Below are 14824 nucleotides of genomic sequence, written 5' to 3'. Positions count from 1 at the left end.
TATTCTATTCATGATAAGTTGGGGATTTTTCTATGCTTTGTCGCTTGTTCAAAAGCATAAGCTAATTTAATTAATATCCCTTCACTAAAGGCAGTGCTTGCAATGGTAATTCCAAAAGGCCTCCCGCTTTCCATATACCCTGCCGGTATTGCTATAGACGGATAACCCGCTTTCGCACATATAGTAGAACCTATATAGGAAGGAAACAGTATCGCATCAAGATTATATTTTTCCAATGCAAAATCAATGCCTTGTTCTTGAGAAAAATATATATCTTCTAATCTCGCATTTAAATATTCTGGATTTCGTAACGTATTAGGAAAATCTTTTCTTCCCTCTAACTTAGTTTGTCCATATTTTAAAGCTCTTTCTGCTATGTTTTTATTAAACTCCATTAACTCCGAAATAGAATGTACCGGGATAGTAGAAGGTAATTTAGAAAGATAGTTATCTAAACTATGCTTCAGCTCATAAAGCGGAACTCCCCAGCTCCATTCTCTATGAAAAGAAGGAATATCAATATTTTCTACTACTGTCGCTCCTTCATTACGTAATACTTGGATCGTTTCCTTAAACAAGATTTCATCATACTCACCATTTTCGTAATAATCTTTTGGTGCATCGTTAAACACACCAATCTTCGCTCCATTTAAACCATTTGCATCAAGGTAAGATGTATAATCCCGATATGCCCTACCGTCACTTTTGTGAGTAACTACATCTTTCTCATCCACTCCAGTTAAACTTCCTAGCAAAATAGCAGCATCGGTTACCGTTCTAGCAAATGGTCCAGCTGTATCTTGCGAATAAGTAAATGGAATAATTCCTCTACGACTAATTAAACCGACAGTCGGTTTAATACCTACTACAGAATTTTGAACAGCGGGGCTCAAAATAGAAGCATCGGTTTCTGTCCCAACAGATACTACTGTAAAGTTAGCAGCAACTGCTATTGCAGATCCTGTACTAGATCCGCCAACAAACATATGATCCTTGCCCGTTCCATATGGATTGATTGTTTGACCACCTCTTGCACTATATCCAGCCCACATTTCAAAAGACATTGCATTTGCTAATTCTGTCATATTCGTTTTTCCTATTATCACTGCCCCTGCTTCTCGCAGTTTAGTAACGAGAAATGCATCTTCACTGCTTATATTTTGTTCTAGAGCTATTGTACCTGCACTTGTATGCATGAAGTCATTCGTTTCAATATTATCCTTAAGCAAAACAGGTATTCCATGCAATGGTCCCCTTACGCCGTTTGTCTTTCTTTCATAATCTAACGCTTCTGCAATAAAAATAGCATCTGGATTGATTTCTAAAATTGAATTAATTTTCGGCCCGTCTTGATCATACTTTGCGATTCTATAGAGATAATACATCACTAGCTCTTTTGAAGTTAGCTTTCCAGATTCCATTTCATTTTGAATATCTTGAATTGTTAATTCCTTTTTTAAGATTGGATTAAACTGAATTTCCATTTATATTCTCCCTTATATGAACTTTTTTAGCATATACCCCTTACTTTTTCAATTTTTCATCTCAACACATCCTAAATTAATATCCCTTTAAAGAAATTCAATATCCTTATTTAAACACCTTTAATTTCCCGAAAAATAAAAAAAGTCTGAAACGGATTAACCTTCGCTTCAGACTCTTACATTACTGTGCGTATACTTCATCTAATAAATGTAAAAACTCACCTTGTTTTCCAGCTAATTCAGGGCATTTTGCAATATCAACCCATTCGTAGCAAAATACTAATCCTTTATCTTCCTCACCAGCACTTACAATATGTTCCCAAGTATCCTTTACATCTGTTAGTAAAGTTACATGGAAAAAGTGGCGTTTTTCATACTCCTGTTTTTCTTTCATATGTATAATGTAATCTGCTAAAAAACGCTCTATGCATAAATGACGCAATCCGGATTCTTCCTGTACTTCACGCAATATAGCAGCTTCTAACGTTTCACCTTCATCAACCGTTCCCCCTGGCACTTGAATACCAGCTTCATGTATATCACGATGTTTAAAAACAAGTAATTGCATAACCCCCTCTTGTTCTCTTGTAATATATGCATGTACTTTTTTCTTATATAACATCGTCATTGTACGTCTCTCCCCTCAATTGTTCACTCTGTTACTTCTTCAAGTGTCAGTTGATTATCATACAAATATGTAGCTTGTGGATTTCCCACATACCTTACGTGCCATGGTTCATACCGATAGCCCGTAATCGTTTCTTTCGCTTTTGTGTATCGAACCACAAAACCAAATTTATGGGCATTTTCAGAAAGCCACTGACCTTCTTTCGTTTCCCCAAAAACTGTCTCTAACTGAAATTTAGCAGATTGAGACGTAATATCCATAGCTAGTCCAGTTTGATGCTCACTTGTGCCAGGAACCGCGCTAGACATTGCTGTTTTTGCTTCCCCGTCTTGTTTTTTATACATCGTATTTAATGCTTTTTGTCGATCAAAAGATCTAAATCCAGAAACTGCAAAAAGAAAAATACGCTCGTTGTCAGCCTGCTGAAACATATCCTCAAGCGCCCTCGCTGCCTCTTTTCTCATCTTTTTCTTTTCTTGATCACCTTCACTAGAGTAGCGTACTTTCGGAATAACTAAATCTGGCGGTCTATACCCATCTGGTAAACGCCTACTTTTATTTACAAGTACAAGCATTGAATTCGGATTATTAATTACCGCAATATCCCCATCCATATTAGCAATCGTTTCTTTCGCTTTCGGAAATATGCTATTTACACTTACTTCCCGCGCCTGCTTATCCTTATACATTTTATAATTGATTCCTGCTACTCCAATAATAATTATTGCAGCTACAATACCAAGTAGTGCCCATCTTTTTTTCATATAACGACCTCTTATTTTAATAATTTGGCCATTTCATACTCATCGATGCCCTTTCCATCGATAATAAGAGCAGCTTTTTTGACACCTTCTTTCTCAAATCCAGCTTTTTTATATAGTGCCTGAGCTCTTGTATTGTGGGCCATTACTGTTAATTCTAAACGCCATACATCATGTAATTTTGCCCACTTCTCAACCTCTTTAAACAATCTCGTCCCAATACCTCGCCCGTTATACTCTTGTAAAATACCAATTACAATGGTTGCCACATGCCTCTTTCTTTGAATGTTATTTCCATTCACTAATATAAAACCTACTATCCTCTCATCTTCAACTGCTACAAATATTGTTGCATATTCATTTTCTATAAAGCGATGGATCATTTTTTCTTGTTGCTCAGCTGTAGTTTTTCTTTCTCCTGGTTCATATAACATAAACTTCGTTTCTTCATCTAATTGCTTACTTAATTGCAAAAATGATGATGCATCTTCTATTTCGATCTCCCTAATCACTTCAATCACCCTACCAGTTTCATCATAAAAAGTTTTCCTTATAAAAAGATTTTCTCTACTTTCCTGAAAATCCCTTTGTAAATCTCCTGCTATAAATTGACAAATTTCGATATTACTATAACAACGACAAATTATGTCTATTCTGTGACGTCTCATCATTACAAAGAAAAAACGCAAGCATTACACTTACGTTTTTTCAAAAATACTGTGAATTCCTCCTCATCAGGTGAGGTCTCTCACCAATTTAAATTTCACTTTATCCATTCACTTTTTCTGCCTGCCAAAAATATTCACCAAATGCTTTAGCAAGTGCATCAATTGATCGATTCAATTCTTCCTCTGTATTATCTACACCGCCAACTTCTATTAATATCGCTTGTCCTGATAGGTCTTGATTATAGATTCCATTTCCTGTCTGGAACCCTTTTTGAATGACCCCACGGCTCACTCCTGGATATTTCTTATTAATCGCCTCATGTAAAGCTGTCGCTAATTGTAAGTTTTTTTCATAGTTTTTATTTCCTTTCCCTACTACAAATGCAAGCTTTGCATATGATTTATCTCCAATTGTTTTTGTCGTTACATTCTTTCGGGCACTATCACGATGCAAATCAAAAAAGTATTGAAGATCTTTATTTCCAGCCATAGCTTGCTGCACAATTTCTCGTGACATTTTATACGAACTATTACTGTTTAAACCTTTACTTATTAACTTTTGACCAACATCACTCTTATCGTTAGTAGCCCCAATCCCTTCACCTTCTAGTTGTTCACGGAAACGATCTCCTAATATAGAAATATTCGACACAGAACTCGTTGCTTTATTCGGATTCGGGTCATTCGTTAAGTTAAGTAAAGGTAAATAAGATTCCCAGCTATGTGTATGATAAATAAACGCAACTTGTCTCTTCCCAGTCGTTTGGGACGGCTGTTTTTTCTCTTTATTCGTATCTTGTTTAGGTGCTTGTCCAGTTCCACTAGTCCGTTCCTTCACTACTTCTTCAAGAGGAACACTCGACTCTATCGGTAAGTTAGAATAATTTGTACCCTCACCCGCAATAACAATTTCTGTATCGTACTTACCAAATCCCGGGAGCTCTTTCCCGACAAAACTGCGTACATCATTAAAGCGAATATTTGTAGCCATAGAAAAGAGAAAAGAAGAAATTGAAAAATCTTGATTCAAATTTCGATACTCCTGTGTAAAATAATGATTCTCTTTTCCAAGTACATACATGTAACCATTCATCGATAACTCATTTAACCAATTATATAAATACGTTGACTTTGTCTCTTTCATAGAGGTTACCATCAGACTAATAAGAAAAAAAGTCGCTAGCACTGTAGTAATAACAAATAAAACTAACTTACGCATATTTGTAAACTTCATAAAAAAAAAGCCCCGATTCATACTATCACCTCTCTATTTCAAGTTATGTACAAGCCCTAGAGAATAGACCGTTAAAATTTCGGCTATATTGTTAATGAGGTGAAATGAATTGAAGCTATTAATAGGAATATTACCAATCGCTCTATCATTCATTTTTTATTTGTCCGCTAAGCAACCAAAAATCTCTATTGTGCTACATATTTCTGCGTACTTGGCACTATATGTACTTGGTACAATTATTTCCATTAATATATACGATGTTTTAATACAAGATTTAGTTTTCATGACGAGCATTCATGGAATTTTACTGAATCCATTTTTCCTTATTGCAGGAGCGTATATAGGAACATACACTTTGTACCTACTTTTGTCTCACATTATTATGAAAATAAAAAATGGAGCGTAATGAAATGCAACCACCATTTATCTGTCATACATGCAAAAAAAAAATTGTGAGAAAGAAAGACCTTATTACAGCCACATGGTACTTCCGCTTTTATTTATTTCACAGTGATTGTTTTAAACGACAGCAAGTGTTCATCTCACGATTTCTCCCTGTGAATACACTTTTCAATTTCTTTCTTATTATATATGGACTTATTTTTGGCAGTATTCTTATGATTACAGAACCATCTATTATTTGGCTGACTTTCTTTTTTCCTATTTTTTATCGGTTGCTTTCTTATTATTATGTTGAACGTTTTTTCTCTACATAACGCGCAGACTGACCTCTCGGAATACTTAAACATTCCCACTCATTTTCTTTTAACATCTTCCCAATGTAAATAATCTGACCAATATGCAATGCATAATGAGAAATTTGCCTTTCAATTGCTTGCATGACAGTATGTGCTTCACCGCGAATGTATACCGTCTTCAATAAGTGTTCTGGCGTTAAAGTATTCATCGTATTAAAAACATATTTCCATCCTTCTTGCCAAGCTATAAGGGTTTCTTCTTTTGAATGATAGCATCCTTCAAATTCACCATCTCGATTACGATCTGTTTTTTCACCATCAGACGTTAAAAAATCCGTCCATCTAGAACGCATATTACCGTGCAGATGCTTAATAATAATCGCTATACTATTTGTTTCTTCATGAGAAGACCATTGTATTTGTTCATATGATAATTGAGAAAGTGCCCGTTCCCCTTGTTTCTTTGTTGCTTTAAAGTTCGAAATCGCACATTGCAAATATTCTCGTCCGATATCCATATTAGCCCCTACCTTCACCCTAGCTAATTTTTGTTCCATTTGGCAATTCCATATTAGGCTGAAGTAACACAACATCATCAGCTGCAGGAACACCACCAAGCACAAGCACTTCTGATTTGAATCCAGCTACACGCTTTGGTGGAAAGTTTACAACAGCAACGATTTGTTGACCGATTAAATCTTCTGGAATATACCTTTTCGTAATTTGAGCACTTGACTGCTTTATCCCGATTTCTCCAAAATCTATTGCTAGTTTAATCGCTGGTACTCTCGCTTCTTTAAATTCCTCTGCATGTATTACAGTTCCAATTCTCAAATCCAAATTTAAAAAATCTTCAAAATTAGCCATTTATCATTCCCCCCAATTATTACTTAGACAAAATACAAAAATCCCCTTCAAAAAAAGAAAGGTGCCTAAGCACCTTTCTTTTGTAATTCACTTGATTCATTTGATTTATAGAAGAAGAAACCGAGAATCCCGCCAATACATGATGGAATTAACCATCCGATTCCTTCGTTATATAACGGTAACATTTGTAGTACATTAGAAATCGCGTCAATTTTAATTTTCGCACTTTCTAAACCGTTAAAGAAACTAATTAACAATGCACCTAAAATAGCTCCAATATAAATTGTATTACGCTTCCCAATCCACTTATGGAAATACGAAAGTACGATTAATACAATTGCAACTGGATAAATGATCATTAACACAGGTAATGTTACTGCGATTAATTGTGTTAAACCTAGGTTAGATACAATTAAACTAAATACACATACCATTGTTACAATCGTTTTATGCGAAAGTTTTGGGAATAAGTTTGTAAAGAAACCTGCACACGCAGATGTTAACCCAACAGAAGTTGTTAAACAAGCGAGTATAATAACAAGCCCTAATAAAATTTTACCACTCGTCCCATATAGCTCATTTACAACATTCGTTAAAATAAGGCCACCGTTTTCTGAGATACCAAGTGATGTACTTGTTGAACCAAGATAAGCAAGTGATAAATAAATTAACGTTAAACCAAGTACAGCAATAATACCTGATACTACTGTTATTTTTGCAATTTGACTACTCTCTTTTATCCCTTTAGAGCGGATAACTTGTACAACGACAATTCCGAATACAAGCGCGCTAATTGCATCCATCGTTAAATATCCTTGAATAAATCCACCAAAGAAAGCATTTTCTTTGTAAGCAGCTAACGGCGCAGCTGGCTCTCCAATTGGATCAATAATTGCCTTTCCGACAATAACAGCGACAATTAATACTAATAATGGTGTAAGAAACTTTCCGAACCAATCCACTAATTTAGATGGATTTAATGATAAATACCACGTTATTCCGAAGAAAACTATCGTGAAAAGAAATAGCATGTACCACTCTGAAACCATTGCCTCTGATAAAAACGGCTTCATACCCATTTCAAACGAAACAGCTCCAGTACGAGGAATCGCGAAAAATGGTCCAATTGCTAAATAACTAATCAATGGGAAAATAAACGCAAATATAGGGTGGACTCTAGAAGATAGCGCTTTCAAGTCCCCCTCTACAAACGCGACAGCTGTTACAGCTAGTAGGGGTAATCCGACTCCCGTTACAAGGAATCCTATTGTAGCAATCCAAACATTCTCTCCTGCTTGTTGACCTAAAACTGGCGGAAAAATTAAATTTCCTGCTCCTAAAAATAATGCAAATAGCATTAAACCAATTGCTACCGTATCACCTGGCCTTAAACGTCCCTTCATGCTCTTCATTTGCATAGCACTTTTTCATTGTTTATCTCTATATTTTACAATATGCTATGCATCCTCCTCTCTGCTCAAGATGATAAAATATGCCCCTTACAAAGCAGTGTCTTTCTCCATAATTTCTCCATTCCCCTTATTTTTACTCTAATCATTAATACAATTATTATTTTGAATTTTGATTTTTTTGAATTTTCAAATCATTAGAGTGTTATTACGTGGAGTGTAGATGTCAGACCTCTTTGTTTTTATCACACATATAGTAACATATTTAGTTGCAAAATAAAAACATATTTTCAAATTGATTTTTTTGAAAATCGAAATTATCTACATTTTTTATTCTCTTACACAAATATTGTTACAATCTCACCTATTATTCAATTGTTATTTTCAAATAACTTTATACACGTAACATACAAAAGCCATCTAATAATATAATTAGATGGCTTTTGTATGTTACTCTATCGTTTCAACTTCACGTGGATTTTTCATCTCTTCCACATACACAACTCTAAATCCGTGATCTTCTAAATCTTTCAATAATGTCTCTAATTCACCGTCGTTAAACTCTTCTCCTAATGTAAACATAATTCTACGAACTAATAAGGCATCATTATCAAAAGTCATCAAACTTTGAATACCAGTGTATTTCTTTAAAACTGTCGATAATTTTTGGATTGCTCCATTATAGTCTTGCGTTCCAATCATGACAGAGTATTTACTAGAGTGAACGCCCCATGCATCCTCTAATAACTCAAAAACTTTTTTATGCGTTAAAATTCCAAGGAAAACCCCTTTTTCATCAACTACTGATAAATAAGGCAATTTTTTTATTGTAAAAAATACTTTAAAGAAAGATGAATCTTCTCTCACAAATCCTTCTTTATCGTTTAATAATTGTATTACACTCTCATCAAGTGATCCTTTATATTCTAAAATATCTACTTTATATATATTCCCTAAAAATTTCTCTTTTTTTTCATCTAAAACTGGTACACAACGATACCCCGTTTTATTTAAATGCTCTAACGCTTCCCCAATCGTAATCGAACTTGAGCACAGTAAAACTTCCCTTTTCGGCACGTAATTCCCTTTAATCCTCATAAAAAGCCTCCTTATGTTAAAATACTTTCTGTGCCATAACTATATTATATTTTCAGAAAAAAATAAATAATTTATTTTATTTTTCTGAAAATTATTCATTTTCTTGTCATAATTTATTCATGAATCCTTCACTTGTATATTTTTGCTATCAAATCTTCTCTCTGAATTACTAAATGAAAAATATATTGTAACTTCTTTCAAAAAAAGCTAAAATAAGAATAAGAATTTTCTGAATATTCTAAGAGTAGGTGGTTATATGTCCTTATTACGCTCACATATATGTAAATTTATAATTGGTGTTATTTTTATTTTTGCCATAAGTCCTATTCCAGCTCTTTTTATTACACACAATTACTCTTATCAAAATGGATTTATTAGCATTTTTCAAAACTTCGCACAGCTTTCTTCTATATCAATTCCAAAGGTTGATTGGATGCATGAATCTATCTTTTTCTCAGCAAACCAAATGATACATACTTCTAATCATTCAACACCATTATTCCCTTACATATGGGAAATATATTTTATATCGATTGTTCGTTTTACTTTTACCCTTGCGATCGGATTTTTCATAAGTTTGGGTATCGGCCATTTATTTTTCAAAGTACCTAACTCGTTTAAAAAGTTTACTACTGTATTGAAATGGATACCTTACTCTTTTTGCACTGTAGTATTACAATGTTCAGTCTTATTACTACTTCTATACATCGCACAATTTATAAACCTTCCTTACTACTCATCATTTATCATCGTATGTAGTACTTCCATGATTATCGTTATGCAAGCAGTAAAAAAATGGATTCCTTTCTTAAAAAACACAAATGAATATGAAATAAAACATGATTCTTTTCTTGTAGACACATTGTTTTTAGCGCTTACTTCAAATCATAAATCAATTTTAGGTTCCATTATTCTTTCATTCGTTTTTATGGAATGCGTTTTTCATGCAAATGGACTGTTACAATTTATCGTTCAATTTGGCGGAAATTCACCTATAATTGTTACAATCGGCTTATTACTACTCTATATCCCATATAGCATACTTTCTTTCCTTCAAACACTATGGACCACAAACTACTCCAAGCAACAGTCATACACTTTAACGAGAAGTGTTCCAAAACCTTAATTTAAAATAACCCTCTATAATCTAAAAGTAGGGGGTTATTCCTTTTGTATAGCGGACAAAATAACAGCAAATTCAAAAACTATTACAGAAACATACCAATATTTACCCTTTTCCTTTGACTATTCTTTTCATTTGGATTTATTATAAAAGTATAACATAATTGCAGGAGGTGACATCTTTATTCCAGACCTTGGAATGGAGAACACGCTTGGACATATTAAATATTTTTCTCATCTTTGTACTTATTCTTATTTCTGGCTTTTTCGTTGCATCAGAATTCGCTGTTGTAAAAGTACGAAAAAGTCGAATTGACCAACTTGCAAATGAAGGTAATAAACAAGCTTTAGCTGCAAGAAGCGTCCTATCTAATTTAGATGTTTATTTATCAGCTTGTCAGCTCGGAATTACAATCACTTCTTTAGGGCTTGGTTGGCTTGGTGAACCGACTGTGGAACATATACTACGACCGCTCTTTGAAAAAATTAATATTACTGGAACAATGGCTAACACTTTATCTTTTGTTATTGCTTTTAGTGTTATTACATTTTTCCATGTTGTATTAGGTGAATTAGTTCCAAAGTCTTTCGCAATTCAAAAAGCAGAAGCAATCACACTCAAATTTGCAAGACCGCTTATTTTATTTGATAAAATTATGTATCCATTCATTTGGCTACTCAATAGTACAGCTATATTTTTCACAAAACTACTCGGATTAGAACCTGCGAAGGAAAGTGAACTTGCTCATTCTGAAGAGGAATTGCGACTCATTTTAGGTGAAAGTTTTAAAAGCGGTGAAATAAACCAAACCGAATATAAATATGTAAATAACATTTTTGAATTTGATGATCGAGTTGCGAAAGAAATTATGGTTCCTCGTACCGAAATGATTTGCTTGTCTACTGAAAATACGTTAGAAGAAAATATGGATATCGTCGCTACTGAAAAATATACACGCTATCCAATCATTGAAAAAGATAAAGATGATATCATTGGGATGATCAATACGAAAGAAGTATTCCATGATCAAACGAAAGGTATTTATAAACCACTTGAATCTTATATACATCCTGTTCTAACTGTATTTGAAACAGTTCCAATTCGTAAAACGTTAGTCCACCTTCAAAAAAATCGCGTTCAGATGGCAATCGTTATGGATGAATATGGTGGTACTGCCGGACTTTTAACGATGGAAGATATTCTTGAAGAAATCATTGGAGAAATTCAAGATGAATTCGATGCTGATGAATCACCTATGATTGAAAAGCGTACACCTAAGCTTACTGTTTTAGATGGAAAGGTGCTTATTTCTGAAGTAAATGATATGTTTGGCCTACATATTGATGATAGTGATTTAGATACAATCGGAGGATGGCTTCTCTCTCAAGCAGTTGACTTAAATATTGAAGCTGGCTATTCCATTGAATACGCTGGTTTTCAATTTAAAGTATTAGAACTTGATGGACATCAAGTCAAAAAAGTTGCTGTACATAAACTAGATATTAAAAAGGAGCTATAAAGTGACTGTTTTATTAACAATTTGTATCATTGCCTGTTTCGTTGTTTCATTTCTCGCCTTTATTTATCCAATTATCCCTGGCATACTAGCTGTCTGGGCTGGATATTTGATTTACCATTTTGGTATAAATGGAGGCGAATTAACAACTTCTTTTTGGATTATTCAAGTCATTTTCACTCTTTTCATTTTCGTTGCTGATTTTATTGCAAATGGATATTTCTTAAAAAAATACGGTAGTTCTAAATGGGGTGAACGTGTCGGAATGATTTCTATCATTGTCGGCTCGTTCTTCTTCCCACCATTCGGACTTATTATCATACCGTTCTTATCAGTATTTATAACAGAACTAGTACATAAAAAATCGCCAAAAGATGCTTTTCTAGTTGGAGTCGCTACTGTAGTTGGTTTTTTAAGCAGTACAGTAGCGAAAGCAATTCTCCAAATCATTATGATTATCATCTTCTTGTGTTATATCATCTTTTAACCATCCCGACTTCGGGATGGTTTTTTAATATGCAATACCTACTCGACTATTTTCATATATATTTTTCTTACATAGATCCCATGCAAAGTGTGCTGTATCACCCACTGTAATTTTTGATCCACCCTCTGGCAATATATCTTTTTCAGTTCGATATACCTCTGTCGCCTCACCATCTATTAAATGTGTCGGACAAACAACTGTCCAACATAAATTATTACTATTACTTAGTACCTTATATGCAGCCAAATGATCTTCCGCTGCCGTTGTCGTTTTCCTTTTTGATTCCGTTGATTGAAAACGATATAAATTTAGATCTGTTCTTGCTTGTAAAATACCAGCTGTTCCTATTGTTATGATCCTACGAACCCCATCTTCTTCCATTTTCTTTATAATTTGTGGCATACTCTTCGCTAATGTTCCATTTTGATCCGTTCCAAGTGCACTAATTACTATATCACTTCCTTCTATCGCTTTCTTTATATCATTTTCGTTCAATACATTCCCTTCTATCACTCTTAACCTTTCATGTTGTATTTCTATTCTATTTAAATCACGCGCTAATGCAGTCACTTCAGCTGAATCCTTTAATGCTAAATTAATTATGTTTGAACCTACTCGTCCTGTTGCTCCCAATATACATACTTTCATTTGTTTTCCCCCTCTTTCATTCTCTTTCTATTTTTCAATAATCTCAGTCAATTTACAACAAAAAAACTTCCTCATATATAAGAGGAAGCTTTATTATTACTTTATTTCTTTTCTTTAGAATCAGTAGACTTCTCGGTTCCGCTTGTTTCTTTATCCTTTTTGTCCTCTTGTTGTGTTGTTGTGTCGTCTTCTTTCTTCTTGTCCTCACCTTTACTACAACCTACCATTAATAAAGAACTTGCAAGTGCCATAGCAGTTAATGATTTAACCCATTTGTTCATTTGCGTTTCCTCCTTGTGATAGAATATGTACAACCTCATATTACTCTCTATTTTTAAAGGAGAGATTGAAAAACAGTAAATATACGGTAAATTTTTGTAAATTTTCCGATAACAAAACCTAATTTTAATTTATATATTTCATTTCCAATCGATACACAATAAAACTAGTTTTTTCTCTCAATAGACGTAAAAAAAACTAAGGCGCATACCATTTCGCCTTAGTTTCTCATGCAAACTTTTCATTTTCATTTTCATATAGATGTGTAATCTTATATTCCTTCTTCATAACATATTGCCACACACTATAAGCGTAACGGTTCATTTTCAGGAAACAATTTTCCAAAAATGAGCGAAACTCTGGGTTAGCAACTTCCACTGCAACTTGAGCAAACTTTAAAGCTAATCGTTTCAAATGCGCAATATAACTGGTTGCAATATGAATATCCCCTGTATATTTACTAACTGTTTCCTTTCCCATTTCATGCAAATCAAACTCCATTGTTTCACAGGTTATATGCTGCACATTCTCTCCTTCTTGAAAATTTACTTGTTCATTATATGCTTGTAACATATATGGTAAATGGTGCTGTAATAGATTTTTTAATTCTTCGTCTCTGACCTTTCCAGCATACTCTCCAACCTTGTATATTAGTATATAACTATATTTCATTAATTCTTTCATACAGTCCATTAAAGCGCCTCCCTTCTCTTTTGTCCATATACTATAAATATGATGCTAAAACATTCGCTATTCTCGCTAAAAACCAATCCCATCTACTAATTTTCTCAAAATCTTCTTCAGAAAATCGTTTTGATTTATGAAAGTCTACCTGTAATCGACTCCATACTTCATCAACAACTGTTTTATCATATATGATACAGTTAGACTCACAATTTAAATAAAAACTTCTATTATCAAAATTCGCTGTCCCAATATCAACAATTTCTCCATCAATAATTGTTACTTTCCCATGAAAAAATCCATTTCGATATTGATAAATCTCCGCTCCAGCATGTAACATATCTTTCAAATATGGATAGGCAGCTTGTTTTAACAATATGGCATCACTTTTAAATGGCACGAGAATTTTCACATTAACACCACGATTTAATGCAGCTTTTAACTCTTTCACCATTTCTTTACTTGGTACAAAATATGGTGTAGCGATAATTAAAGACTTTTTAGCCTTTTTTAAAAGTGCCCCATATTTTTCCCATAAGCCTTTTCCATTTGAAAATAAATATTGATATTTCACATTCCCTAATGTAGGTATACTTTCATGTATAGGCATTTTTTCTCCTGTATCTTCTTTCCAATCTTCGGCGAACTTTCTTTCCATATCCGCTGCACCCTCACCATGGATGCGCACGTGATAATCACGCCATGGCCCAAACTTTGGATTTTGTCCAAGGTACTCCTTTCCGATATTAAAACCACCGACGTATGATACCTTTCCATCTATCGTAACAATACGTCTATGATTCCGTTGATGCAAAGAATAGAACACATTTTTCAGTTTCGGTTTTTTACTAAATGTAAACTTCACACCGTTTTCCTTTAATCGGCTAATTACCTTTTTCTTCAGCTTATATCCACCTATCCGATCGACTGACAATTTCACTTCTACTCCGCTAGATGCTTTTTTCTCTAATAACTGTAAAAACTCTTGGCTTATTTCATCTTTTCCTACAATATAAAAATGGATATATATATACTTTTCTGCATCGTTTATATCCTCAAATAATTTTCTATATAACTCTTCACCGTTCGTATATAATTGAAATTCACCTAATCGAACTTGTCCTAATTCATATTCACTAGCCATTTCCTTCCCCATTTCCACATCGATGTTCATCCAAATGAATACACCTATTAAACAAAGGATTATAGCGAAAAAGTGCTTCATGGATAAATTCCTTTC

The 14824-nt window shown here is 33.8% G+C and carries 18 protein-coding genes; 5 read left to right on the top strand and 13 right to left on the bottom strand.

Annotation, left to right across the window (positions count from 1 at the left end):
- Window positions 1-8 precede the first annotated feature (8 nt).
- The 5 genes from V6946_RS10435 to spoIIP all read right to left on the bottom strand — a co-directional run bounded on the left by V6946_RS10435 (window position 9) and on the right by spoIIP (window position 4796).
- On the bottom strand, window positions 9-1484 hold the full coding sequence (locus V6946_RS10435) for an amidase family protein (RefSeq protein ID WP_000405400.1): 1476 nt from the start codon (window positions 1482-1484) through the stop codon (window positions 9-11).
- A gap of 181 nt (window positions 1485-1665) precedes the next feature.
- A complete protein-coding gene (locus V6946_RS10430) occupies window positions 1666-2112 on the bottom strand; it encodes an NUDIX domain-containing protein (protein ID WP_000178293.1) in 447 nt (148 codons plus the stop codon).
- A gap of 23 nt (window positions 2113-2135) precedes the next feature.
- A complete protein-coding gene (locus tag V6946_RS10425; protein ID WP_000747647.1) occupies window positions 2136-2876 on the bottom strand; it encodes a D-alanyl-D-alanine carboxypeptidase family protein in 741 nt (246 codons plus the stop codon).
- An 11-nt stretch (window positions 2877-2887) separates the two neighbouring features.
- Complete coding sequence (locus V6946_RS10420) at window positions 2888-3385, bottom strand: GNAT family N-acetyltransferase (RefSeq protein WP_000617576.1); 498 nt, start codon at window positions 3383-3385, stop codon at window positions 2888-2890.
- A gap of 256 nt (window positions 3386-3641) precedes the next feature.
- Window positions 3642-4796: a stage II sporulation protein P gene (gene spoIIP / locus V6946_RS10415; protein WP_001079278.1), complete on the bottom strand. Its 1155-nt coding sequence runs from the start codon at window positions 4794-4796 to the stop codon at window positions 3642-3644.
- Window positions 4797-4884: 88 nt separating this feature from the next.
- Here spoIIP and V6946_RS10410 point away from each other — a divergent pair, with 88 nt between their 5' ends.
- Both V6946_RS10410 and V6946_RS10405 read left to right on the top strand, forming a co-directional pair.
- Entirely contained in the window at window positions 4885-5181 is a 297-nt protein-coding gene (locus tag V6946_RS10410) for a hypothetical protein (RefSeq protein WP_000770738.1), read from the top strand.
- A 4-nt stretch (window positions 5182-5185) separates the two neighbouring features.
- On the top strand, window positions 5186-5491 hold the full coding sequence (locus tag V6946_RS10405) for a hypothetical protein (RefSeq protein WP_033686733.1): 306 nt from the start codon (window positions 5186-5188) through the stop codon (window positions 5489-5491).
- Here the strand turns inward: V6946_RS10405 and V6946_RS10400 are convergent.
- The 4 genes from V6946_RS10400 to cbpA all read right to left on the bottom strand — a co-directional run bounded on the left by V6946_RS10400 (window position 5464) and on the right by cbpA (window position 8847).
- A complete protein-coding gene (locus V6946_RS10400; protein WP_000435830.1) occupies window positions 5464-6030 on the bottom strand; it encodes a DUF1572 domain-containing protein in 567 nt (188 codons plus the stop codon). The two genes, V6946_RS10405 and V6946_RS10400, sit on opposite strands and share 28 nt — an antisense overlap.
- Window positions 6011-6340, bottom strand: a complete 330-nt coding sequence (csaA, locus tag V6946_RS10395) for a chaperone CsaA (RefSeq protein ID WP_006924810.1) — start codon at window positions 6338-6340, stop codon at window positions 6011-6013. Before csaA ends, V6946_RS10400 begins: the two co-directional genes overlap by 20 nt.
- A 65-nt stretch (window positions 6341-6405) precedes the next feature.
- On the bottom strand, window positions 6406-7743 hold the full coding sequence (brnQ4, locus tag V6946_RS10390) for a branched-chain amino acid transport system II carrier protein BrnQ4 (RefSeq protein WP_011110049.1): 1338 nt from the start codon (window positions 7741-7743) through the stop codon (window positions 6406-6408).
- Between the two features lie 456 nt (window positions 7744-8199).
- A complete protein-coding gene (gene cbpA, locus V6946_RS10385) occupies window positions 8200-8847 on the bottom strand; it encodes a cyclic di-AMP binding protein CbpA (RefSeq protein ID WP_001220526.1) in 648 nt (215 codons plus the stop codon).
- 256 nt (window positions 8848-9103) lie between these two features.
- Between cbpA and V6946_RS10380 the strand changes: the two genes are divergently transcribed.
- From V6946_RS10380 to V6946_RS10370, 3 genes are all read left to right on the top strand, one after another.
- Window positions 9104-9973 carry a hypothetical protein gene (locus V6946_RS10380; protein ID WP_000055265.1) on the top strand — a complete coding sequence of 290 codons (870 nt, stop codon included), beginning with the start codon at window positions 9104-9106 and terminating at the stop codon, window positions 9971-9973.
- A gap of 208 nt (window positions 9974-10181) precedes the next feature.
- On the top strand, window positions 10182-11489 hold the full coding sequence (locus V6946_RS10375) for a hemolysin family protein (protein ID WP_000353738.1): 1308 nt from the start codon (window positions 10182-10184) through the stop codon (window positions 11487-11489).
- 1 nt (window position 11490) lies between these two features.
- Window positions 11491-11973 (top strand): DUF456 domain-containing protein, encoded by a 483-nt coding sequence (locus tag V6946_RS10370; protein ID WP_000217339.1) that lies wholly within the window; start codon window positions 11491-11493, stop codon window positions 11971-11973.
- A 24-nt stretch (window positions 11974-11997) separates the two neighbouring features.
- Here V6946_RS10370 and V6946_RS10365 read toward each other — a convergent pair whose 3' ends face one another.
- The 4 genes from V6946_RS10365 to cls form a co-directional block, all read right to left on the bottom strand.
- Window positions 11998-12621 (bottom strand): NAD(P)-dependent oxidoreductase, encoded by a 624-nt coding sequence (locus V6946_RS10365; protein ID WP_000861645.1) that lies wholly within the window; start codon window positions 12619-12621, stop codon window positions 11998-12000.
- A 101-nt stretch (window positions 12622-12722) separates the two neighbouring features.
- Window positions 12723-12902 carry a hypothetical protein gene (locus V6946_RS10360; RefSeq protein ID WP_001045960.1) on the bottom strand — a complete coding sequence of 60 codons (180 nt, stop codon included), beginning with the start codon at window positions 12900-12902 and terminating at the stop codon, window positions 12723-12725.
- Between the two features lie 226 nt (window positions 12903-13128).
- A complete protein-coding gene (locus V6946_RS10355; RefSeq protein ID WP_406622296.1) occupies window positions 13129-13593 on the bottom strand; it encodes a spore coat protein in 465 nt (154 codons plus the stop codon).
- A gap of 31 nt (window positions 13594-13624) precedes the next feature.
- A complete protein-coding gene (gene cls / locus V6946_RS10350; protein WP_002023919.1) occupies window positions 13625-14809 on the bottom strand; it encodes a cardiolipin synthase in 1185 nt (394 codons plus the stop codon).
- Window positions 14810-14824 lie beyond the last annotated feature (15 nt).

Origin of the sequence: Bacillus sp. PPSBB_2, from assembly GCF_045291115.1 — a bacterium.
Classification (GTDB): Bacteria; Bacillota; Bacilli; order Bacillales; family Bacillaceae_G; genus Bacillus_A; species Bacillus_A cereus.
This window is presented reverse-complemented; position numbering and strand designations above follow the sequence as displayed.

Coding starts and splice junctions, on each gene's coding strand:
- V6946_RS10430 (WP_000178293.1), bottom strand. CDS start 2,112: ATGACGATGTTATATAAGAAAAAAGTACATGCATATATTACAAGAGAA.
- V6946_RS10425 (WP_000747647.1), bottom strand. CDS start 2,876: ATGAAAAAAAGATGGGCACTACTTGGTATTGTAGCTGCAATAATTATT.
- V6946_RS10400 (WP_000435830.1), bottom strand. CDS start 6,030: ATGGAACAAAAATTAGCTAGGGTGAAGGTAGGGGCTAATATGGATATC.
- V6946_RS10435 (WP_000405400.1), bottom strand. CDS start 1,484: ATGGAAATTCAGTTTAATCCAATCTTAAAAAAGGAATTAACAATTCAA.
- cbpA (WP_001220526.1), bottom strand. CDS start 8,847: ATGAGGATTAAAGGGAATTACGTGCCGAAAAGGGAAGTTTTACTGTGC.
- V6946_RS10360 (WP_001045960.1), bottom strand. CDS start 12,902: ATGAACAAATGGGTTAAATCATTAACTGCTATGGCACTTGCAAGTTCT.
- brnQ4 (WP_011110049.1), bottom strand. CDS start 7,743: ATGAAGGGACGTTTAAGGCCAGGTGATACGGTAGCAATTGGTTTAATG.
- V6946_RS10355 (WP_406622296.1), bottom strand. CDS start 13,593: ATGGACTGTATGAAAGAATTAATGAAATATAGTTATATACTAATATAC.
- V6946_RS10365 (WP_000861645.1), bottom strand. CDS start 12,621: ATGAAAGTATGTATATTGGGAGCAACAGGACGAGTAGGTTCAAACATA.
- cls (WP_002023919.1), bottom strand. CDS start 14,809: ATGAAGCACTTTTTCGCTATAATCCTTTGTTTAATAGGTGTATTCATT.
- spoIIP (WP_001079278.1), bottom strand. CDS start 4,796: ATGAATCGGGGCTTTTTTTTTATGAAGTTTACAAATATGCGTAAGTTA.
- V6946_RS10405 (WP_033686733.1), top strand. CDS start 5,186: ATGCAACCACCATTTATCTGTCATACATGCAAAAAAAAAATTGTGAGA.
- V6946_RS10380 (WP_000055265.1), top strand. CDS start 9,104: ATGTCCTTATTACGCTCACATATATGTAAATTTATAATTGGTGTTATT.
- csaA (WP_006924810.1), bottom strand. CDS start 6,340: ATGGCTAATTTTGAAGATTTTTTAAATTTGGATTTGAGAATTGGAACT.